Source organism: Herbiconiux sp. UC225_62, from assembly GCF_042694625.1.
In the GTDB taxonomy this organism is placed as follows: domain Bacteria; phylum Actinomycetota; class Actinomycetes; order Actinomycetales; family Microbacteriaceae; genus Herbiconiux.
Window position 1 is genome coordinate 516,615 of record NZ_CP170551.1, and the last position, 21,896, is coordinate 538,510.

At 69.4% G+C, this 21,896-nt stretch carries 18 protein-coding genes; 14 read left to right on the plus strand and 4 right to left on the minus strand.

Annotated elements, in window-relative coordinates; translation table 11 throughout:
- The first annotated feature begins 43 nt into the window (after positions 1 to 43).
- From ACFJGU_RS02695 to ACFJGU_RS02705, 3 genes are read left to right on the plus strand one after another with little or no spacing between them, the layout of a single operon-like run.
- Positions 44 to 1,426, plus strand: coding sequence for an O-antigen ligase family protein (locus ACFJGU_RS02695; RefSeq protein WP_382307419.1), 1,383 nt, complete (start codon positions 44 to 46; stop codon positions 1,424 to 1,426).
- Positions 1,423 to 2,736, plus strand: a complete 1,314-nt coding sequence (locus tag ACFJGU_RS02700) for an O-antigen ligase family protein (RefSeq protein ID WP_382307421.1) — start codon at positions 1,423 to 1,425, stop codon at positions 2,734 to 2,736. The genes ACFJGU_RS02695 and ACFJGU_RS02700 overlap by 4 nt, the downstream gene beginning before the upstream one ends.
- Positions 2,733 to 3,617 (plus strand): glycosyltransferase family 2 protein, encoded by an 885-nt coding sequence (locus tag ACFJGU_RS02705; protein ID WP_382307423.1) that lies wholly within the window; start codon positions 2,733 to 2,735, stop codon positions 3,615 to 3,617. The genes ACFJGU_RS02700 and ACFJGU_RS02705 overlap by 4 nt, the downstream gene beginning before the upstream one ends.
- Before the next feature lie 82 nt (positions 3,618 to 3,699).
- On the opposite strand, the gene ACFJGU_RS02710 is transcribed toward ACFJGU_RS02705, so the two are convergent.
- The gene (locus tag ACFJGU_RS02710) at positions 3,700 to 4,479 is read right to left on the minus strand and encodes a glycosyltransferase (RefSeq protein ID WP_382307424.1); all 780 of its coding nucleotides are present in this window, start codon (positions 4,477 to 4,479) and stop codon (positions 3,700 to 3,702) included.
- Positions 4,476 to 5,813, minus strand: a complete 1,338-nt coding sequence (locus ACFJGU_RS02715; RefSeq protein ID WP_382307425.1) for a hypothetical protein — start codon at positions 5,811 to 5,813, stop codon at positions 4,476 to 4,478. The genes ACFJGU_RS02710 and ACFJGU_RS02715 overlap by 4 nt, the downstream gene beginning before the upstream one ends.
- A 55-nt stretch (positions 5,814 to 5,868) precedes the next feature.
- On the opposite strand from ACFJGU_RS02715, the gene ACFJGU_RS02720 reads away from it, so the two are divergent.
- From ACFJGU_RS02720 to ACFJGU_RS02740, 5 genes are read left to right on the plus strand one after another with little or no spacing between them, the layout of a single operon-like run.
- The gene (locus ACFJGU_RS02720) at positions 5,869 to 6,867 is read left to right on the plus strand and encodes a glycosyltransferase (RefSeq protein ID WP_382307426.1); all 999 of its coding nucleotides are present in this window, start codon (positions 5,869 to 5,871) and stop codon (positions 6,865 to 6,867) included.
- 40 nt (positions 6,868 to 6,907) lie between these two features.
- Positions 6,908 to 7,651, plus strand: coding sequence for a glycosyltransferase family 2 protein (locus ACFJGU_RS02725; protein ID WP_382307428.1), 744 nt, complete (start codon positions 6,908 to 6,910; stop codon positions 7,649 to 7,651).
- On the plus strand, positions 7,648 to 8,031 hold the full coding sequence (locus ACFJGU_RS02730; protein WP_382307430.1) for a DUF2304 domain-containing protein: 384 nt from the start codon (positions 7,648 to 7,650) through the stop codon (positions 8,029 to 8,031). The genes ACFJGU_RS02725 and ACFJGU_RS02730 overlap by 4 nt, the downstream gene beginning before the upstream one ends.
- The gene (locus ACFJGU_RS02735; RefSeq protein WP_382307432.1) at positions 8,028 to 9,659 is read left to right on the plus strand and encodes a DUF2142 domain-containing protein; all 1,632 of its coding nucleotides are present in this window, start codon (positions 8,028 to 8,030) and stop codon (positions 9,657 to 9,659) included. Before ACFJGU_RS02730 ends, ACFJGU_RS02735 begins: the two co-directional genes overlap by 4 nt.
- Positions 9,653 to 9,970 (plus strand): hypothetical protein, encoded by a 318-nt coding sequence (locus tag ACFJGU_RS02740; RefSeq protein WP_382307434.1) that lies wholly within the window; start codon positions 9,653 to 9,655, stop codon positions 9,968 to 9,970. The genes ACFJGU_RS02735 and ACFJGU_RS02740 overlap by 7 nt, the downstream gene beginning before the upstream one ends.
- 24 nt (positions 9,971 to 9,994) lie before the next feature.
- Here ACFJGU_RS02740 and ACFJGU_RS02745 read toward each other — a convergent pair whose 3' ends face one another.
- Positions 9,995 to 10,576, minus strand: a complete 582-nt coding sequence (locus ACFJGU_RS02745; protein WP_382307436.1) for a GtrA family protein — start codon at positions 10,574 to 10,576, stop codon at positions 9,995 to 9,997.
- Between the two features lie 148 nt (positions 10,577 to 10,724).
- Here ACFJGU_RS02745 and ACFJGU_RS02750 point away from each other — a divergent pair, with 148 nt between their 5' ends.
- From ACFJGU_RS02750 to ACFJGU_RS02775, 6 genes are read left to right on the plus strand one after another with little or no spacing between them, the layout of a single operon-like run.
- A complete protein-coding gene (locus tag ACFJGU_RS02750; RefSeq protein ID WP_382307438.1) occupies positions 10,725 to 11,930 on the plus strand; it encodes a nucleotide sugar dehydrogenase in 1,206 nt (401 codons plus the stop codon).
- Entirely contained in the window at positions 11,927 to 12,682 is a 756-nt protein-coding gene (locus tag ACFJGU_RS02755; RefSeq protein WP_382307440.1) for a glycosyltransferase, read from the plus strand. Before ACFJGU_RS02750 ends, ACFJGU_RS02755 begins: the two co-directional genes overlap by 4 nt.
- Positions 12,683 to 12,722: 40 nt before the next feature.
- Positions 12,723 to 13,748, plus strand: a complete 1,026-nt coding sequence (locus ACFJGU_RS02760) for an NAD-dependent epimerase/dehydratase family protein (RefSeq protein WP_382307442.1) — start codon at positions 12,723 to 12,725, stop codon at positions 13,746 to 13,748.
- Positions 13,723 to 15,093 (plus strand): hypothetical protein, encoded by a 1,371-nt coding sequence (locus ACFJGU_RS02765; RefSeq protein ID WP_382307443.1) that lies wholly within the window; start codon positions 13,723 to 13,725, stop codon positions 15,091 to 15,093. Before ACFJGU_RS02760 ends, ACFJGU_RS02765 begins: the two co-directional genes overlap by 26 nt.
- Positions 15,090 to 16,451, plus strand: coding sequence for a hypothetical protein (locus ACFJGU_RS02770; RefSeq protein WP_382307445.1), 1,362 nt, complete (start codon positions 15,090 to 15,092; stop codon positions 16,449 to 16,451). The genes ACFJGU_RS02765 and ACFJGU_RS02770 overlap by 4 nt, the downstream gene beginning before the upstream one ends.
- Before the next feature lie 24 nt (positions 16,452 to 16,475).
- On the plus strand, positions 16,476 to 18,242 hold the full coding sequence (locus tag ACFJGU_RS02775) for a hypothetical protein (RefSeq protein ID WP_382307447.1): 1,767 nt from the start codon (positions 16,476 to 16,478) through the stop codon (positions 18,240 to 18,242).
- Between the two features lie 1,571 nt (positions 18,243 to 19,813).
- On the opposite strand, the gene ACFJGU_RS02780 is transcribed toward ACFJGU_RS02775, so the two are convergent.
- Positions 19,814 to 21,892 (minus strand): acyltransferase family protein, encoded by a 2,079-nt coding sequence (locus ACFJGU_RS02780; protein ID WP_382307449.1) that lies wholly within the window; start codon positions 21,890 to 21,892, stop codon positions 19,814 to 19,816.
- Positions 21,893 to 21,896: the final 4 nt, after the last annotated feature.

The window sequence follows — 21,896 nt, forward strand, 5'->3', positions numbered from 1 at the left end:
TGCGGCCCCGTCGCATCCGGCCCGACTCAGTAGGATCGACCCCATGCGATACCCGACCGACGCCGCCGCCCGGTCGCTGTCCGTCCTCATCCTGTTCACCCTGTTCGCGGGCGACTTCTGGCGGAACCTGATCGGCTGGTGGGGCTACCTCGGACTGGTCGCGGCGATCAGCGCCGTGGTGGCCGTGGTGATGACCCGCAGGCGCCTGTGGTCGAAGCTCGCCCTCTGGCGGCTCCCGCGCACGCTGGTGCTGTTCGGGCTGCTCGCCGTGCTGTCACTGGCCTGGTCGTTCTACCCGGGCGCAACGGTTCTCGGCATCCTGGCCCAGGCGGCCACGACGCTGGGCGCGCTCTTCCTCGTCACCGCGCTGAGCTGGCCGCAGCTGATCTCCGCGCTCTCCACGGCGCTCACCTGGATCCTCGGCCTCTCCGTGCTGTTCGAACTGATCGTCGCGCTCTTCGTGCGTCAGCCGGTGCTGCCGTTCTGGACCGACTACGGCGGCGCCACCGTGCCGAAGGCGTTCTACTGGTCGCAGGGCGCGTTGTTCACGGGCGGCCCGATCCAGGGCATCGTGGGCAACCGCAACATCCTCGCCTTCGTCGCCGTGCTCGCCCTGATCACGCTCGGCGTGCAGCTGGCGCAGAGGCTGCGGCGACGCAACCCGACGATCGCCTGGCTGGTCGTTGCGGTCGCCGTGCTGGCCCTCACCCGCTCCGCCACCGCCATCGGCGCCCTCCTCATCACCGCCGTCGTGTTCGGCGCGCTGCTGCTCGCGCGGCGGGTGGGTCCGGGCCGGCGGATGTGGGTGCTCGCCGGAGTGGCGGTCGTCACCGCGCTCGCCGTCGTCGCCGTCAGTGCGTTCTGGCAGCAGATCCTCTCCGTGTTCGGCAAGTCCGACGACCTCACCGGCCGGGTCGACATCTGGAACGCCGTGGCCGATCTCGCGGCCCAGCGCCCCGCATTCGGCTGGGGCTGGGTGAGCTACTGGGCGCCCTGGGTCGAGCCCTTCAACGACCTGGCCGTGCGCAAGGGTGTCACCTACCTGCAGGCGCACGACGCGTGGCTCGACGTGTGGTTCCAGCTGGGCATCGTCGGACTCGTGCTCTTCATCGGACTCGTGCTCGCCACCTGGTATCGCACCTGGTGGTTCGCCGTCGACCGTCCGCTCGACTCGCTCGGTCTCCCGATCGCCCGGGTCCCACTCACCCTGGCTCCGGCTCTGCTGCTCACGGCCCTGATCGCCCAGAGCTTCGTGGAGAGCCGGATGCTCGTCGAGGGCGGGTGGGCGCTGCTCGTCGTGTTCGCCGTGAAGTCCAAGCTCGACCACAGCGCCGTGGCGATCGATCTCGGCAACGGCCCGGCGCGCGTCAACGCGCTCCTCTCACGCTCGGCCCGCACGGCCCGGACGGCGGCCTCCCGCCGATGACGGCGTTGCCGAACCACCGTCACACGATCGCGGCTCGGGTCGTGGCGTTCTTCGGTGACACCCGGTTCGTCAAGGCGCTCACCCTCACCATCCTCGCCACCGGGTTCCTCTCGTTCCTCATCCGCTCGACCCTCGGCTGGCCTGGCCTCATCGGCATCGTGGCGGGTCTCGTCGTGCTCGCCGCGCTGTCCTTCGCCGGCCGCTGGCGCGAGCTCGACTGGCACGGTCTGCTCCCCATCTCCCTCCTCATCTTCCTGGCCTGGTGCGTGATCACCCTGGTCTGGAGCCGATACCTGCCGTCGACCCTGAACGGTTTGGCCTACCTGGTCGGGTACGCCTTCCTCGGCATCTACATCGCGGTGGTGCGCGATCTCATCCAGATCGTCCGCGCGGTCGGCGACGTGCTGCGGGTGGTGCTCAGCGCGTCGCTCGTGCTCGAGATCGTGTCGGGCGTCTTGCTGGATGTGCCGATCCGCTTCCTCGGCATCACCGGCGGACTGCCCTTCGGCGGCCCGATCCAGGGCGTGCTCGGCACCCGTAACGCTCTCGGCTTCGTGGCCCTGATCGCCGTCGTCACCTTCGCGATCGAATTCGCGACCCGCTCGATCCGCCGGGGCACGGGGATCTACAGCCTGGTGATCGCGGGCGTCGCGGTGGTGCTCTCCGGGTCGCCGGTGACCTTCGGGGTCACGATCGTGACCGGCGTGGCCACCCTCATCCTCCTCGCTCTGCGCCGCGCGGCGCCCGAGACCCGACGCGGCTGGCACTTCATCCTGCTCGCCGTCTCGTTGTTCGCCCTGCTGCTGGCCTTCCTGTTGCGCGGGCGCATCGTCGAGGTGCTCTCCACCCGGCGCGAGTTCACCTACCGCCTCGAGATCTGGCGCGAGCTCTGGCGCCTCATCCAGCTCAACCCGCTCGAAGGCTGGGGCTGGGCCGGGTTCTGGCGGCCGAGCGTGTCGCCGTTCTTCGCCCTCGACGTGATCGGCAACCGTTCCCACACCTCGGCGCTCAACGCCTTCATCGACGTCTACTTCCAGACCGGCCTGATCGGCTTCGTGATCTTCGTGGGCTTCGTGGGGCTGACCTTCGGCCGGGCCTGGGTGCTGGCGGCATCGAAGAAGAGCATCGTCTTCCTCTGGACGGCGCTGATCCTCGTTGTGCTCATCGCCACGTCGATGGCCGAGAGCTTCATCCTCGTCGAGTACGGATGGCTGCTGCTCGTCATCTGCTCGGTCAAGGCCGCTCGCGATCTCAGCTGGCGCGGCCGGCTGAGACGCGCCGACGAACCACTGGCGGTGCCGTCCGAATGACCCTCGACATCATGATGCCGTTCTACGGCCGATTCGATCATTTCCGCGAGGCGGTGCAGAGCGTCCTCGCGCAGAGCGATCCGGACTGGCGGCTCGTGATCGTCGACGACGTGTACCCCGACCTCGCTCCCGGTGAGTGGGCGGCCGCCATCGACGATCCCCGCGTGCACTACCGCCGCAATGCGGTGAACCTCGGCGTGGGCGGGAACTTTCGGGAGTGCGTGCGGCTGATCGAGAACGAGCGGGCGGTGCTGATGGGCTGCGACGACCGGATGCACTCGGGGTACGTCGCCCGGGTGCGGGAGCTCGCGCGCCTCCGGCCGGACGCCTCGATCATCCAGCCCGGCGTCGACGTGATCGATTCCGACGGGGCCGTGCACCGACCGCTCGCCGACCGCGTGAAGGACCTGTTGCGCTTCCGCGGCCACGGACCGCGGGGCTTCCACGGCGAGAAGCTGGCGGCGAGCCTCCTCCGCGGCAACTGGGCCTACTTCCCGTCGATCGCCTGGCGTGCCGACCAGCTGCGCCGCTTCGGCTTCCGGCCGGGCTTCGAGGTGGTGCAGGACCTCGACCTGATGCTCGAGATCATCATGGACGGCGGATCGATGCTGCTCGACGACGAGGTGGTGTTCTCCTACCGCCGGCACGCCGGGAGCGTCTCGGCCCTGACCGGGCCCGACGGCGCGAAGTTCGCCGAGGAACGCCGCCTCTTCGCGGAGACGGCGGAACGGATGCGCCCGCTCGGCTGGCCGAAGGCCGCCCGCGCCGCCCGCCACCACCTCACCTCGCGGCTCAACGCCCTGAGCGAGCTGCCGGCCGCCCTCCGCGCCCACGACCCCGACGGCCGCCGCGCCCTCCTCCACCACGCCTTCGGCCGCTGACGCACGTTCGAAATCGCACACCTGGCGCGATCCGGGCCGCAGAGCCCGTCGGATGGCTCCACGTTTGCGATTCCGAACCGGATCAGCGGCGGCGAGCGGCCAGGATGGCGGCGCGGGCGGCCACCGTGCGGCGGTAGGCCTCCGCGATCAGGCGCACGAACATCCAGCGCGCCCGCACGATCGTGCCGAGGCCGCGGATGCCGAGCGGGGTCTGGTTGGTGTCGTGCAGCCGCCGCTCGACGACCACCTCGTCGAGGTGACGGATGCTGCGCCGCATGTTGCCCGTGATCGCGATCCACACGTCGTGCGACTCGGTGACGTACGGCGGGATCGGCAGGATGCCGCCCTCGATCGCCTCGCGTCGGAACCCCATCGCGCAGCCGAAGTACGGGCGGTAGCCGATCATGATGGCGAAGAGGTTCGCGAGGTGGTGGCGCGAGACCCTCGAGCGCAGCGGCGGATACCAGAGCCGTGCCCCGGCCCGCCCGAGGATGGAGTGGTTCCCGGCCACCACCAGCGAGCGCGCGAGGCCCGCGATCATCGCCTCGTGCCGGCCGGGCGTCCACACGTCGTCCTGGTCCGAGAGGAAGACGTACCGCCCCCGGGAGCGACGGATGGCGGCCTCGAAGGCACGGACGTATCCGACGTTCTCGTCGGTGCGGGTGAGGAAGACGCGCGACTCGCCGAGACGGTCGATCGTCGCGACGATCACGTCCACGGTGTCGTCGGGCGAGCAGTCGTCGACGATCACGAGTTCGTCGTCGGGGCCGAGCTGCGCCACGATCGACTCGATCTGCTCGGCGACGTACGCCGAACCGCGGTAGGTGGCCATGCACACGCTGGCCCGGATGCCGCTGCTCATGCCGCTCCTCCCGCCACCGCCGGCGGCTCCCCGCCGCTCCCCTCCGACGATATTCCCCGACCGGGCCGCAGGGCCAGGCAGTGCACGACGAGACCCGCGATCGGGCCGATCACGAGACTCAGCACCGCCCGCACCTCGATGTCGAGGCCGAGCGGCAGCAGCAGGATGACGATCGCGAGCACGGTGGCCGCGATCCAGCCGAGCGAGAACGAGCGGTGTTTGTCCACGGCGAGGCACAGCGCGCCGGTGAGCGTGATGAGGGCGAGCATCCCGGCGCCCACGACGAGCCCCGCGATCGTCCAGGGGCTCACCACGTAGTCCGGACCGTAGAAGACCGTGAGCAGCCACGGACCGAGCAGCCAGCCGAGCACCGCGCCCAGCACCGTGACCGCCGCGAGCAGCCGCACGATCGGCACCAGGGTGCGGAAGCCGGCCGAGCGGTTGTTGACGAAGTGCGCGATCGCGACACCCTGATAGGCGTTCAGCGGGATGAGCAGGGGCGCTCGGGTGAGGGTGATCGCCGCGAGGAGCGGGGTGGCGAGGAGGTACGCCTCGGCGGTCGAGGTGAGGCTCAGGATGACCGGGAACCCGACCACGAGCACGGCGCTCGAACCCGAGGCGAGCGAGGCGTGACCCACCCGCTTGAGGAAGCCGCCGAGCGGGCGGTCCGCGCGGGCACGGGCTGCGGACCGCAGCGTGGGCGAGAAGAGGAGCCCGATCAGCCAGGCCACCGTCGAGACGCTCGCGGCCACCGCGAACCCCGCGACGCTCGCCGCGACGATCGCCACCACCACCACGAGCGCGATCCGCAGCACGGAGTCACCGATGACGAGCCGCACGTAGGTGGGCCATTGCAGACGTCCGCCGAGGATGCCGACGATGGTGGCGTGCCCCGAGTAGAGCGCCACCGCGGCGCTGAGCGGCAGGGCGAGGTAGGCGTATTCGTGCAGCAGAACGGGAGCCCACCAAAAGCTCGTGGCCCAGAGCAGCACGCCGATCGCGACGCCGACGGCGAGGCCGACCGGCAGCATCCGCGGCTCCCGGCGCTCACCGGCCGGGACTGTGCTGCGGTCGCTCACGTGCACGGCACGCGTGGTCTCCGAGGACAGGCCCCCCAGGATGCCGAACCAGGCGAACAGGAACGACCAGAAGGTCAGGAAGAGCGTGGCCTGCGGCTTGTCGAGCACGTTCGGCACGATCAGGATGACCGCGAATCCGACCCCCGCCGAGACCAGCGACGCGGCGCCGACGCCGACGAAGGAGCGCCGGCCGATCGTGGGCACCCGGGCCCCGGTCTCGTCGCCCGGCTGTGTCTCCGGGCTCGAATCGGTCATGGAGTGCAAGCATAGTAGTCGCTCCCGAGGAAGCTCCCGGGGCGGAGAGGTGCCTGTGACCGACGATGTCGCCGCCGTCGTGACCGCCTTCCGGCCGGGGTCGGGACTGGTGGAACTGGTGCGGAGTCTCGCGGCGCAGACAAGCCGGGTGTTCGTGGTCGACGACGGCAGCGGACCGGCTGCGGATGCCGTGCTCGACGAAGCAGCGGCCGCCGGCGCCGTCGTGGTGCGGCACGACACGAACCGGGGCATCGCCGCGGCGCTGAACACGGGCATCGCGGCCGCCCGTGCGGCGTTCGTCGGAGCACCCGGACCGGCAGGCCACGCCGAGCCGGCCGGCACCGATCCCGGGGCCGACGCCACCGGGCCCGCGGCCGCTCACCTCGCCGCCGTGGTCACCTTCGACCAAGACTCCACGGTCGACGCGGCCTTCGTCGCCACCCTCCTCGCCACCTACCGCGACGCGGCGGGCGCGGGCCTCCGCGTCGGCCTGGTCGCGCCCGCCCGCGTCGAGGGGCTGCCCTCCCCGATCAGCGGCTACGAACGCGGCTTCGTACTCGGTGGCACGCCCATCCAGTCGGGACTCCTCGTTCCGGTCGCCACGCTCGACCGGGTCGGGCGCTTCGCCGATCCGCTCTTCATCGACGGCGTCGACACCGACTACGCCCTCCGCGCGGCCGCGGCGGGCCTCGTGGTCGTTCTGGCCGGTGGGGCCGCTCTCGGCCACAGCCTCGGCGAGCGCCATCCGCTCACCCTCTTCGGGCGCACCGTGCGGGTCGGCGGGCAGCCCCTCTCCTTCGTGGTGAGCAAGCCCTTCCGCTACTACTACCTGCTGCGCAACCGGGTGCTGCTGAACCGGATGCACGGCCGCCGCAATCGGGCCTGGTCGATCCGCGAGACCCTCGGCGACCTGCGCCACTGCGCCATCGTGCTCCTCGTCGCACCCGGACGGACGCGCCGACTGAGGGCCATGTGGGCGGGCCTCCGCGACGGTTGGGCGGGCCACACGGGACGGATTCCCGCGGCGTTGGAAGCCCGGATCGCCGGGCGCTGACGCCCGGGTGCACGGATGCCCCGTGGCTATGATGGGGGGCATGTCGACCGCTCTCGAACGCACGCTGATCGTCATGCCTGCGTTCAACGAGGAGGAGGCCGTGGGCGCCGTCGTGCGCGAGGTGCTCCGCGTGGCACCCGGTGTCTCGTGCCTCGTGGTCGACGACGGTTCTCTGGATTCGACGGCGCGCGAGGCCGCGGCCGCCGGCGCCACCGTGCTGCAGCTCCCGATCAACCTCGGGGTGGGCGGAGCGATGCGGGCGGGCTTCAAGTACGCCCTGTCGAAGGGCTTCTCGAACGTGGTGCAGGTCGACTCCGACGGGCAGCACGATCCGGCCGGCATCGCCGAACTGGTGGCGCAGCTCGACCATTACGACCTGGTGCTCGGCGCCCGCTTCGCGGGAGTGGGCGACTACGCGGTGCGCGGTCCCCGACGCTGGGCGATGCAGGTGCTCTCGGGCATCCTGAGCCGGCTCACCAAGACCAAGCTCACCGACACCACCTCGGGTTTCCGGGCGAGCGGCCCGCGCGCGGTCGCGCTGTTCGCCCAGCACTACCCCTCCGAATACCTCGGCGACACCGTCGAGTCGCTCGTGATCGCCTCGCGCTCGAAGCTCCGGGTCACCCAGGTGCCGGTCGCCATGCGCCCGCGCGCCGGCGGCGTGCCCTCCCACAATCCCTACAAGGCAGCGGTCTACCTCGGCCGCGCCGGCATGGCCTTGTTCGTCGCCCTCATCCGGCCGCCGGTCGTGGTGGCCTTCACCGAACCGGTCTCCCCCGCATGAGCGTTGCCAGCTACATCTTCGGCATCGTCGCCGCTCTGATCGTCCTGGCGGTGGTGATCGAGTCGCTCCGCCGGCATCACCTGCGCGAGCGGCACGCCATCTGGTGGCTCGCCGCCGGCATCGTCGCCCTGATCATCGGCGTCTTCCCCGACGTGCTCGGCTGGGCCGCCAGCCTCGTGGGCGTGACGGTGCCGACCAACCTCGTCTTCTTCCTCAGCATCGCGGTGCTGTTCCTGGTGTCGATCCAGCACTCCGGCGAACTGACCGAGCTCGAGAGCGAGACCCGCACCCTCGCCGAATCGGTGGCCTTGCAGGATCTGCGCATCAAGCAGCTCGAGAAGGACCTGGCCGAAGCGCTCGATTCCCGAAGGAACCAATGACCCTCGCTCCTCCCGCTGTCGCACCCTCCGAAGCGCCGGTCGCGCCCCGGCGCACCGTCTGGACGTCGCTCCTGCTGCCGTGGCTGCTGCTGGCGGTCATCGGCTCGCTCTGGGCGCTCGCCACCCCGATCGGCGGGTCTCCGGATGAGCCGGCGCACGTGGTGAAGGCGGCCTCGGTCGTGCGCGGCGAACTGCTGCCGGAGACCATGGTGGAGCGCGGGGGCGTGCTGCACGTGCCCAACGCCTTCGCGTTCGAGTACTCGCAGGGCTGCTTCGCGTTCTTCGCCGACACGCCGGCATCGTGTGCGCCGCCACTCACCGGAGATCCCGCGGAACTCGTCGAGACCTACTCCTCGGCGAGCCTCTACAACCCGGTCTACTACTGGCTGGTGGGATGGCCGTCGCTCGCCCTCCCCGACCTGTCCGGCATCTACGCGATGCGCATCATGAGCGCCGTGCTCACCTCCTTCTTCCTCGCCGTGTGCTTCTGGGTGATCGGCTCCTGGCGGTCGCGCCGCCTGCCCACCCTCGGCGTGCTCATCGGCATCACCCCGATCGTGACCTACCTGATGGGCACGGTGAACCCCAACGCCCTGGAGTTCACCGCGGGTCTCGCCCTGTTCGCCGGGATGCTCTCCATCGTGCTGCATCCGAACGAACGCCTCCTCGGCGGGCGCCTCGCCCTGGTGGTGATCTCGGCCGCCCTGGTGTCGAACACCCGCGGCATCTCGCCGCTCTGGGTGGCCGTGCTGCTCCTGCTGCCGCTCCTGCTGCTCACCGGCCGCCAGCTCGGGGCCCTGCTCCGGCGTCCCGGCGTGATCGTGAGCATCCTGCTGATCGCGATCACGGCGCTCATCAGCGGCTGGTGGACGCTCTCCAGCAACTCGCTCGGCACCGGCCCGAACACGGGGCCCGAGGTCGTGCCCACCAACAACGGCGTCGGACTCAGCCCGATCGAGGGCTTCTTCGGACTGATCGGCGACTTCTACGGACAGCTGCGCCAGATGGTGGGCATCCTGGGCTGGCTCGACACCACGCTGCATCCGGTGGTCTACTACGTGGCCTACGCGATGTTCGCGCTCCTCGTGCTGGGCGTCGTGATCTTCGTGCGGGGCCGCAAGCTCGTGTTCGTGATCGCGCTGGGCCTGGCCTTCTTCTTCCTGCCGCCGCTCGTGCAGGCGGCCTACGTCACCAAGGGCGGCTTCATCTGGCAGGGCCGCTACACGCTCATCCTGCTGATGGCGCTGCTGCTCGGCATGGCGGCGTGCATCGCGGCCTCCGACCGGTTCCTGCGCTGGCGTCGGAGCACCGTGCCGCTGCTGATCGTGGCGATCCTCGCGGCCGCCGGCTGGACCTACACCACCGCCTACGCGTTCGCGACGACGATGCGACGGATGGCGTCCGGGTACAAGACCGACTGGCCGGCCATGCTCGAGCCCGGCGCCTGGGTGCCTCCGCTCGGCTCGGTCCCGCTGATCGCGCTGTACACCCTGGCCACGATCGGATTCGCGACCTACGTCGTCGTCGCGGGACGCGACCGCCGCCCCGCTCCCCTGCCCCCCGAGCCCGTGCCGGCTGCGGGGTATCCCCCCGTCAACTCCCCCGAACAGAAGGCGTACCCATGGTGAATGAACTCGCGAAACAGGCCTACGAACTCCTCACGATCTCCCTGCGCGACGAAGACGGCGTGGCGGTCACGCCCGACGGCTTGCTGGTGCACGGAAAGCTCTTCGCGTTCCTCGACGGCGACGACCTCGTGGTCGAGCTGTCGGAGGCGCGCTCGACCGATCTCAAGACGCGCGGCGTCGCCGAGGTGTTCGAGGACGACGGCCATCCGCTGCGCGACTGGGTGCGCGTGAGCGACATCCAGCTCTGGCCGGAACTCGCCGGCGAGGCGCACGAGTTCGTGGGCGAGCCCCACGTGGGCGGCCAGTCCTGAGGCGAGAGCCGGGAAAGGCCTGACCTACGGCGTGACCGGGTCGCCGGGGTGGAGTGCCGCCGCATCGGCAGCCTCTCCGGGCGCCGCACCGGCGGCCGCCATGGCTGCGGCGGCATCGGCCTCGAGCCGCGCGTTCTGCATCGCGGTGTAGCCATCGGCGCGGTGCGGGGCGAACACCCAGTAGCGGTAGAGCAGGAAGCGGAAGGCCGTGGCCAGCACGAGGCCGATCACGTTGCCCGAGATATTGTCGGCGACGAGGTTGTTGAAGCCGAGCAGGTAGTGCGAGACGTAGAGGCAGGCCAGGGAGATGCCGAGACCCAGAACCGCGATCACGCTGAACTCGAACAGTTCGAGCAGGAAGTTCTTGCGCCGGTGCTCCCGGAACGTCCAGTAGCGGTTGCCGAACCAGGTGGCGAGGGTCGAGAGCGTGACCGAGACCACCTTCGCGCCGATCGGGCCGGAGAACCAGCCGTCGTCACCGAAGACACCGAGGCGCAGCGCGTTGAAGACTCCCACGTCGATCGCATACCCGGCGAGGCCGACCACTCCGAACTTCAGTGCGTAACGCACCAGGCGTTCCCACAGGTAGTCCCAGATCTTCTTCACGTACCGATGCCGTTCTTCGTTCGAGGAACCCGGCTTGCGTGCCGAGCCCTCAAAATGATAACCGGCCATGTATCCTTGCCTTTGCTCAACTGTTGTAGACACGGCGGTGAAGCGCGAAAATCACCCTCCACACACGAAGGTCAGGCGTTTGTCCACGAATTTTGACAGGGACGTTGTCGTCATCGGCGGAGGCGGCCACGTCGGCCTCCCGCTCGCCATCGCACTCGCGGACCGCGGTTCGAACGTCGTCGTCTACGACGTGAGCGAGCGCGCGGTCGCCGGCATCAACGAGGGGCGGATGCCGTTCAGCGAGCCGGGTGCGGAGCCCGTGCTGCAGAAGGTGCTGGCGAACGGCAGCTTCACCGCCTCGACCGACCCCGCCGTGGTCGCGACGGCCGAGAACGTGATCGTGGTGATCGGGACACCGGTCGACGAGCACCTCAACCCCGACCCGAACGCCATCCCCAAGGCGCTCGAGACCTGCCTCCCGTACTTCAGCGACGACCAGCTGCTCATCCTGCGCTCCACCGTCTACCCGGGAGTCACCGCCCTGGTCGAGCGCCAGCTGCGCACCGCGGGCCTGGCCACCGAGGTCGCCTTCTGCCCCGAGCGCATCGCCGAGCACAAGGCCATGGAGGAGCTCTTCACGCTCCCCCAGATCGTGTCGAGCCGCACCGAGTCGGGCCGCGCCCGGGCGTCGAAGCTGTTCCGCACTCTCACCGACCAGATCGTCGACCTCGAGCCCGAAGAGGCCGAGCTCGCCAAGCTCTTCACGAACACCTGGCGCTACATCAAGTTCGCCGCGGCCAACCAGTTCTACATGATGGCCAACGACCGGGGTCTCGACTTCGAGAAGATCCGCAAGGGCCTCACCCACGACTACCCGCGCGCCAAGGATCTCCCGGGCCCGGGCTTCGCCGCCGGTCCGTGCCTCTTCAAAGACACCATGCAGCTCGCCGCCTTCAGCGACAACAAGTTCTCGCTCGGCCACTCGGCCATGCTCGTGAACGAGGGGCTGCCGCTCTACATCGTGACCCAGCTCGAGAAGCGCTTCGACCTCGAGAACCTCACCGTGGGCATCCTCGGCATGTCGTTCAAGGCGGGGTCGGACGACATCCGTTCCAGCCTGTCGTATAAACTGCGCCGCGTGTTGAAGTTCCGGGCCAAAGCCGTCATCGGCACCGACCCCTACGTGAGCGAGGAGACGGACGACACATTGTTGCCGCTCGAGTCGGTGCTCGAGAAGGCCGACATCCTCATCATCGCGACGCCGCACAGCGAGTACCGCGAGCTGCAGACCTCGAAGCCGGTCGCCGACGTGTGGAACATGCTGGGCCAGGGGGTCGTGATTTGACCGAAGGCCTCCGCGCCTCGATCGTCATCCCCGCCTACAACGAGGGGGAGGACATCGTCCCCGGCCTCGATCGCATCTTCGAGGCCGTGCACCTCGACGCCGAGGTGCTCGTGGTGGTCGACGCCACGACCGACACCACCGTGCCCGTCGTGGAACGCTACGCCGCCGGCGGCCGCCTGAACCTCAAGGTGCTGATCAACGACTACGGCCGCGGGCCGGCCTATGCCATCCGCTACGGCATCGACCACGCCACCAGCGAGACCGTGGTGGTGACCATGGCCGACGGATGCGACGACCCCCGCCAGATCGACGATCTGGTGCGCCTGGTGGAGCGCGGCGTGGTCGTCGCCGCCGCCTCGCGCTACATGCCGGGTGGCCAGCAGGTCGGCGGCCCGCGGTTCAAGAGCTTCCTCTCCCGCACCGCCGGCATCACCCTGCAGCTGTTCACCAACGCGGGAACCCGCGACGCCACCAACTCCTTCAAGGCGTACAACGCCGAGTTCGTGCGTCAGGTGGGCATCAACTCGAAAGACGGCTTCGAGATCGGCCTCGAACTCACCGCGAAGGCGCGTCGTCTGCGCCGACCGGTCGCCGAGATCCCCACCATCTGGCTCGACCGCGCCTTCGGCGAGTCGAACTTCAAGCTGGCCAAGTGGATCCCGAAGTACCTGCGCTGGTACCGTTTCGCGTTCGGTCGCAAACTCTCGCTCGAGGAGCTGCACGCTCTGGCGAACAAGGTCCCCAATCCCTAACCCCCACCACACCAGACCCTCCACTAAAGGAACTGCATACATGAAGAAGGTCCTCGTCACCGGATCCGCGGGATTCATCGGCGGCTACATCGTCGAAGAGCTGCTCGCCAAGGGCTACCAGGTCGTCGGAGTCGACAACTACTCCAAGTACGGCCCCGTGAAGAAGTCCTACGACGACAACCCGGACTACGAGCTGGTCGTCGGCGACGTGCAGGACGTCGAGCTGATGACGCGCCTGCTCGAGGACTGCGACCACTTCATCGCGGGCGCGGCCCTCATCGGCGGCATCTCCTACTTCCACACCTACGCCTACGACCTGCTGGCGCAGAACGAGCGGATCATCGCCTCCAGCGTCGACGCCGCGATCGCCGCTCACAAGAAGGGCCGCCTCGAGAAGGTGACCTACATGTCGAGCTCGATGGTGTTCGAGTCGACCGACCGCTGGCCCTCCAAGGAAGGCGACGAGCGCGAGGTTCCGCCGCCGCTGTCGTCCTACGGCTTCCAGAAGCTCGCGGTCGAGTACTTCGCCCGCGCGGCCTGGGACCAGTACAAGCTGCCCTACACGATCCTGCGCCCCTTCAACTGCGTCGGCATCGGCGAGAGCCGCGCGCTCGGCGACGTGGAGATCAACTCGGGCAACGTGAAGCTCGCCATGAGCCACGTCGTTCCCGACCTGGTGCAGAAGGTGCTGAAGGGCCAGGACCCGCTGCACATCCTCGGCTCCGGTGAGCAGGTGCGTCACTACACCTACGGCGGCGACCTCGCGCGCGGCATCGTGCTGTCGCTCGACCACCCGGCGGCGCTCAACAACGACTTCAACATCTCCACCGCCGAGGGTCACTCGGTCAAGGAGCTCTCCGAGGTCATCTGGCGCAAGATCAAGGGTCCGGATGTTCCGCTCAACCTGCAGAGCGACCCGGGCTTCGAGTACGACGTGGCGAAGCGCGTTCCCGACGTGTCCAAGGCGAAGGAGCTGCTCGGTTTCGAGGCGACGACGACCCTCGACGACATGCTCGACGAGGTCATCCCGTGGATCACGAATGCCGTCGCCGACGGCACCATCTGATTCTCGGCGCGCGCGGGGTCTGCTGACCCCGCGCACCGTCCACGTCGCGTCGCTCGCCGTCGCGTTCGTGTGGATCGTGATCTGTGCGCGGAATCAGTGGTTCTTCTTCGACGAGTGGGATTTCATCTCCCTCCGCTCGACGGACCTTCTCACTCCGCACCTGGGTCACTGGAGCACCATCCCGATGCTCGTCACCGCGGGCCTCGTGCGCACCGTGGGCCTCGGAAGTTATTGGCCGTACCTCGTCACTGCGATCCTGGTGCACCTCGGCCTCGCTCATGTGCTCTGGCGCGTGCTGCGCCGGGCCGGGGTGCAGCCCTGGATCGGCGTGCTGCTGGCCTTCGTGCTCGCGCTCTTCGGCGCCGGGAGCGAGAACATCCTCTGGGCGTTCCAGTTCGGGTTCATGGGGGCGATCCTGCTGGGCGCCATCTGCGCTCTGCTCGCCGACGGGCTGAGCCGTGAGCGTTACTGGGGCCGCTTCGCCTGGATCGCCGTGCTGTCGGTCGCCGCGGTCATGTTCTCCGGCACGGCCTTGCCGATGCTCGTCGCGGTCGCCCTGGTGGCGCTCCGCCGGGTCGGCTTCTGGCGCACGGCGCTCCTCCTGGCACCGGTCGTGGTGGCGTACGGAACCTGGTCGGTCTACGCCCGGCTCAATCCGGCGTACTTCATTCCGGGCGGCCCCGCCTCGCCCGACCTCGGCACCCTGTTCGTCGGCATCCCGTCGTACGCGTTCAGGATGATCGTGGGCGGCCTCGACGGGCTGACCCCCGTGCCCTACCTCAGCTTCGCCCTCTTCGCGGCCCTCCTCGTGTACGCCGTCGTCTTCGGGCGCCGGCTCTGGGCGTCCGCTCCCCTGGTACCGGCCTTCGCCGCCGCGGCGGTGGTGTTCGCCCTGATCACCGCCTACTCGAGGATCGACCTCGGGGCGCAGGTTGCGGCATCCAGCCGGTACATCTACTTCACCACCGCCATGCTGATCCCGCTCATCGGGGTGATCTGCACCCGACTGGTGTCCCTACGCCGCGGGCGCGCCCTCGGGATCGCGGTCGCCGCCGCGCTCGGCGTGACCGCGCTCTACGGCGGCAACCTGATGTTCCGCACGGCTGAGGTTCAGGCGGAGATGAAGCAGCAGGCGCGGGAGGTGCTGGAGGCGGCCATCCCGCTGGTGGAGGACCCGGCCGGGAACGTGCCCGACACCGCCTTCCCCGAGCCGATGTACGCCCCACATCTCACGGCCGGCGATCTGCGGGCACTGGTCGACGCCGGCTACTGGCCCCGTCCGGACGCCCCCGTCGCGCCCGAAGCCCGCGCGACGGCGCTGCAGAACCTGAAGGCCGCCTCATGAGCGCGCAGACCCCGGCCCCGACAAGGCGGGAGGCCTTCGGGCGCTGGGTTTTCGGGCCCGAGCTCGCGGCGCCCCGACGCCTCGGCTTGTTCGCCGCCGTCGTGGCCGCGATGCTCGTGGCCGGCATCCTGATCACCTTCTATCGGCTGCCATCGGATCAGCGCAACCTGATCTGGGCCGAGGACGGCACGGTCTTCCTCACCGACGCCTTCCGCAACGGCTACCTGAGCAACCTGTTCACGCCCTACGCCGGCTACATGCACTTCGTGCCGCGCACCGCCGCACAGCTGGTGGCGGCGGTCGTCCCGCTGCGCGATCTCGGCATCGCCATGAACCTCATCGGCGCCGCGGTCTGGTCGACCGTGGCGATCGCCGCGTTCGTCTTCACCCGCGGACGCCTTCAGACACCGTTGCGCTGGCTGCTCTGGCTCCTCGTGCTGCTGCTCCCGATCGGATCGATGGAGGTGGCCACCAACGTCGCGAACTCGCACTGGTTCCTCATCTTCGGCGTCTTCCTTGCGCTCTCGGCGCGGAGCGGGGGCGTCGTGCGGACGGTCTTCGCGTCGGTCATCGTGCTGGCGGCGGTGCTGAGCGATCCGCTCGCCCTGCTCTTCGCACCGCTCGTCGTGGCGCGGCTCGTCGGCCTGCGCACCGTGCGGGAGAACATCGTCTCGATCGTCTTCGTGGCGGCAGCCGTCATCCAGATCGTCGTCGACCTCGGCACCCACCGCGATCGCGAACAGCCCGAATTCGATCCCATCGGCCTGGGCCGGGTCTACGCCCTGCGGGTGATCTGGGGCACGCTGATGGGCCCGAAGGACGGCAGCGTCGTGTTCTACACGATCGGCGACCTCCCCGTGCTCATCGTGGCCGCCCTCGTGCTGGCCGCGCTCGTGACGCTGATCGTGCTCCGGCGCCACCGTGCCGGCTTCGCGACGCTCGCCCTGATCGGATCGCTCGGCTTCTTCGGGGTGCTGGGGGTGCTGACCTGGGGTGCCCTCGGGATGGAGCCGTTCGGCGTGGTGATCTACTGGGCCGGGCGCTACCTCGTGGTGGCGAGCCTGCTCCTGATCACCGCGATCGTGGCGGTGCTGAGCATCTGGATACCGGAGGCGGGCACGGCTCGCCGCCCGGCGCTCCGTGTGGTCGCGCTGGTGATCGCCGGCGCTCTCTTGATCGCCCCCGGGATCTCGAACTACCGCACCCCGGCCTACAAAGCGGGCGGGACACAGACCTCGAGCGGACTCCAGACGGCGGAGGATCGCTGCGAGTTGCGGCACACCGCGACCGCGCCCGTGCCCATCGCTCCGAGGGAGTTCTCCATGATCCTGCCGTGCCGACTCCTGCTCGAACCGTGACCGCCCGGGTAGAGTACTGATCTCATGTCCATGTGGGTCGTCCTCCTCTCCGCCGCGGCCTTCCTGGTTCCGGCCGCCGTCGTGTTCTTCGCGGGCGTGACGCTCACCGAGCGGCTCTGGCTGCCCCTCCCGGCGCTGGCGCCGGCGTTCGGCACCCTGGTGCTGGCCGCCCTCTCCTGGATCGTGTTCCTCGCCTTCTGGGCCGCGCCCTGGCTCGGCTTCGCGGTGGCCGGTGTCGCTCTCCTCGGCTCGATCGCGGTGTTCGCCCACGGCGGCCTCTGGCGTCGCTGGCGGGAAGCCGTGCCCGTCGTGGCCCTGATCGTCGGCGTACTCGCCCTCTACCTCGGCTTCAGCTATCTCTGGTGGACCGGGCAGGATGTCTACACCCTGATCGCCAGTCGCTTCTTCAAGTTCCAGATGCCGGTGGACAACACCATCCCCATGCTCTTCGCCCAGAAGATCGCCGACGGGCAACCGACCACCCTCCTGCTCGGCGACTGGAACGGCGGTGACCGGCCTCCGCTGCAGTCCGGGTTCGAGCTGCTGTTCCGGCCGATCGTGGCGCTCGGTCAACTGGTCAGCGGGCATCCGGCGTCGGCGGCCCCCCCGATGGCCGTCTCCTACGCCCTCGACCTCCTGGCGCAGCTGATCTGGATCCCGACCGGCTACGCGCTGCTGCGTCTCCTGGCCTTCCGTCGCTGGGTCGCCGTGGGCGGCCTGGTGTTCGCTGTGCTCGTTCCCTCGATCATGGTGAACACCGTCTACACCTGGCCGAAGGTGCTCTCGGCGGCCATGGTGCTCTGCGCACTCGCCTTCCTTCTCGCCGCCAAGCGCACGCCGGCGCGCTTCACACCGTTCTTCGCGCTGGCGATCGTATCGGCGGTGTTCGGTGTGCTGGCCCACGGCGCGGCCGCCTTCGCCATCCCCGCGCTCGTCGCCGTCGGCCTCTACGCCCTGTGGGGCCGAGGGGTCCGCGCGGCTCTCCGGAGCATCGGGATCGGGGTCGGCATCGGTCTCGTGGTCTACGCCCCCTGGATCGCCTACCAGCGCTTCGTCGACCCTCCCGGCGACCGGCTGCTCAAGTGGCACCTCGCCGGGGTGACCGCCATCGATCCGCGCCCGTTCCTCGACGTCGTGAGCGACGAGTACTCGCAGCTCTCGTTCCTGCAGGTGGTCGCGAACCGCCTGCAGAACCTCTCCACGGTGTTCGGCTCCGACCAGTTCGGACGATTGAGCGCGGGCCGCTTCGACGGCACCACCTTCGTGCGGGTCGAGGACTACACCAGCACCGTGCTGGCGATCAGCGTGATCGGTGTCGTGCTCCTGGTGATGATGACGGTGAGTCTTGCCGGGCGCATCCGGTCGCTCACCTCGTCGGAGCTGCAGCGCCTGCTGATCGTGGCCGGCATGATGCTCTCGGTGCTCATCTGGGCGCTCGTCCTCTTCACGCCGAACTCGGCGATCGTGCCGCACGGGTCGCACGCCTGGCTGCTGGTGTTCACCACCATCCCGTTCTGCTGGCTGCTCGAACGGGCGCCGCGCACCGGTGTCGTGTTACTGGTGGTGCAGGCACTGCTGCTGACCGGCGTCTACTTCCGCGACATCTACGCCGAGGCGCCGAGGTTCTCCCCGGCCGCCTTCGTGGTGACGGTGGCCGGCGCGGTGATCGTGCTCGTGCTGCCGCTGGTCTCGGCGGCTCGACTCGAGCGGCGGGCGAGGAGCAGCGCGGCGACCAGGATGCCGATCCCAAGCACGAGCGACAGCACCGCCGGTGGCCGCAGCGTCGACTGACCGAAGTAGGGCACGTAGAACCAGGCCGTGACGGCCGCCTGCGCGACGATGAGCACGGGGCCGGCCCAGCGCCATCCGCCGGCCACCCAGGCGAACGCCGCGCCCATCAGCACGACGATCCAGACGTGGGAGCCCTGGTGGACGATGGTGCCGGCGGGAAGGAAGATCACGAGGCACCAGAACAGGATGCACGGCAGCATCAGGAGCATCATCTTCACCAGCGGCAGGTCGCGGATCGGCCTCTTGCGGACCAGGGACACGACGACGGCGACCGCGATCCCGATCAGCAGGAAGGTCGTGAGACTGAGCGCCCCCGTGGTGTTGTAGTACTCGTGGTAGCGGTGCACACCGATCTGGTCGTCGCCCGCGCCGCCGAGGCCGTCGAAGACGTGCGGGTTGAACACGGCGGCCAGATTCATGAACTTGTTCCAGAGCCACTCAGGGAAGGTCAGGCCGCTGTACGAGTCGACGAAGGCCCGGGCGAAGGAGCGGGGATCGACGTTCGTGACACCGGCGAGGTGCCACTTGAGCAGGCGGTCGCCCGGCGGGTCGGCGAAGCGCTGGTAGGCGGCCCAGGGCAGGTAGGTCACCGCGGCAACGCCCACCGTGATGAGCACGGTGCGCACGCGCCGCCCTTGGCGCACGAGCGCCACGATGCCGAGGATCGCGATCGCGGGCAGGAGGAACGCAGCGGCGCCGTGGCAGAGCATCGCCAGGGTGAAGGCGAGACCGGCCGCGGGGATGCCCCACACCGCCGCCAGCTGCCGCCGCATGACGGTGACGAGCAGCGTGAGCGACACGATCACCAGGGCGGCCGAGAGGAGCTTCGGCCAGGTGTACACGGTGTTGATCAGCATCGTCGCCGTGACCCCGGTGAACACGAGGGCCATGGTGGACACCCAGCGCGTCACTCCCAGGGTGCGCAGGAGGGCCCAGAGGGCGGGGATCCAGAGCAGTTGCAGCACGACGCCGATCGCGAACGAGAGCGTCTGCGCGCCGAAGCCGAGTGGGCCGAACACCGTCTGCATGGTGATGATGGCGCCCGACTGGAGCGGTGGGCGGTCGCTGCCGTTCCACTCGAGCAGGAAGCCGTGTGTGCTCGCGCCGTCCTGGATGCGGTTGGCCATGAGCCAGGGCAGCGCGTTGTCGACCGGGAAGGGCCGCTCGTCGGGGCTGAACCGGATGGCGGCGAGTTCGTAGGGCCCTTGAGGGGTCGACCAGAGGTAGAGGAGGCCCAGGTAGACCAGGAGCAGGCCGAACGCGATGGCCACGATCGCGACGTGCCCGCGGAGCACGCGCCAGGCGCGGAGGTAGCCCCCCACCAGCACCAGCGCGAACAGCCAGCCGAAGGCGAAATACCTCCCGCCGATCGGGTTGATCCACGACACGATGAACTGCAGCCACGCGACCAAGGCCACTCCCATGACCGCGTACCCGAAGGCCAGCACCGGCGTCGAGCGCCAGAGCGGCTGAGTCAGTCGGGCCGACACCACGGCGAGGGCCAGGACCACCGCGAAAGACAGGATGCAGGCAACGAGAATTTCGACCACCGTGCCACCCTAGTGGGTCGATCAGCCGGAGAGCGCCGCCTGCAAGCGGGTCTCCAATGCGGATTGCAGGGTGCGCGCGAAGGTGACCGTGAGGTGCTCCTTGTCGGCGTAGACCACCACGTTGCCGATGATCGGCTCGCAGACCTCCTGCGGGCAGTAGAGCTCGGTGAGATCGACGACGTGGGCGCCCGGGGTGGCCTGAGCGGCCTCGACCAGCGGATCGCGCGCACCCATGGCCTCCGCGAGCGGGGACGAGCAGGCGGCATCCGCATCGGCGCCGTGGGTGACGACGCAGCTCGCGATGTCCTCCCGCATGCTCGGGTTGTCGCGCAGCGCGATGATCGCGGTGCCCCGGGCCACCTGCGGGGCCCAGGCCCCGAGCAGCCCGGACACCTCGGCATCGCCCGGATCGACCGCCGTGTCCGTGCCGGCGGCGGGCTCGGGCGGCGCCCCGTTCCGCGCGTTCGTCACCACGATGGCGTCGTAGGGCTCCTGCTGATCGAGGTAGTCGTTCAGCGACGCCTTCCAGGCCTCGCAGGCGTCGACCATGTCCTGCGCCGGCTTCTGCTGCACCGCCGTCGTCCAATAGCAACCGTTGTGGCCGGCCACGTCGATCCGCCAGCCCAGCTTCTCGGCGATCGACTGGTAGGTACTGAGGAAGCGGTTGTTGTGCGAGTCGCCGATCGCCGCGAGACGTACGGTCGCGTCATCCGGCCCGAAGCTGCAGACGTGCAGCTCGGGATCGCTCACGCCCGCCCAGCAGTCGGGCGAGTTGTAGTCGTCGTTGGCCGCCTGAGCCGGATCGGGCACGAGCACGTCCGCAGGCACCACGCCGGCGCAGTCGTTCAGCTCGCTCATCGCCCCGAGGCATCCGGCGTAGCGCTCCACCAGCGGAAGCGCCGCCTGCTGCGCCTCGGCGGTACGGATGTTCGCTGTCACAAGCCCTCCGCCGGAGACCACCACCACCACCGCCATCGCCGCAGCCGCCCAGGCGAACACCACGCGCGGCCGTCGCGCGCCGCCCAGCAGCCGCGGCGAGAACCGCACCGGGTTCTCGATGAAGCGCGTGGAGAGCCAGGCCAGCAGCACGGTGGCGACGATGATCCCGAGCTTCTGCACCGTGGTGAGAGCTCCTCCGGTCACGAACGGCAGGAGCACGATCAGCGGCCAATGCCAGAGGTACATCGAATAGGAGACGCCGCCGACGAACTGCACGGGGGCGAACTCGGTCACCGCCCGTGTGCGAGCACCCGCCGAGGAGCCACCCCAGAGCACGAGAGCCGTGGCGACCACCGGCAGCGCGGCGACGGCGCCCGGGAAGGGCACGGTGTGCGGCAGCAGGAGCACCGTGCCGAGGAGCAGGAGGTACCCAACGAAGAAGGCGACCTGGCCGGCGCGTCCCGGACGCGATGCCCGCACGAACACCAGCAGCGCACCGACCCCGAACTCCCAGGCGCGGGTGGTGGTGACGAAGTAGGCGGTCGGGGCGCTCACGGCCGTGAGGTACACCGAATAGGCGAAGCTCGCGGCGGTGACGGCGGCCAGGCCGGCCAACAGGATGCTCCGCGCCGACCGCGGGGAGCGCATCCGTCTCGCGACCACGAGCAGGGCGATCATGAGCAACGGCACCGCGATGTAGAACTGCTCCTCGACCGAGAGCGTCCAGAAGTGCTGCACGGGCGAGGCGATGTTGTTGGCGGCGAGATAGTCGACGGAGTTCGCCGCCAGCAACCAGTTCTCCACGTAGAGCGTCGAGGCGCCCACCTCACTGAAGAACTGCTGCCAGAGGTTCTGCGGCACCCACAGGGCGATGGCCACGGAGACCAGGAGCAGCACCGTGAGGGCGGCCGGCAACAGCCGCTTGGCCCGCCTCGACCAGAACGAGCCGATCGCGATGCGGCCGGTCGTCTCGGCCTCGCGCACCAGGGCGCCGGTGATCAGGAATCCGCTGATCACGAAGAAGACGTCGACCCCGACGAAACCGCCTTGCAGACGGTTCGGCCAGAGGTGGTAGATCAGCACCGAGAGAACGGCGAAGGCGCGCAGGGCCTGGATGTCGCCCCGGAAGCGGGCGCCCCGGTCGGCTCTCTGCGTACTCACCACG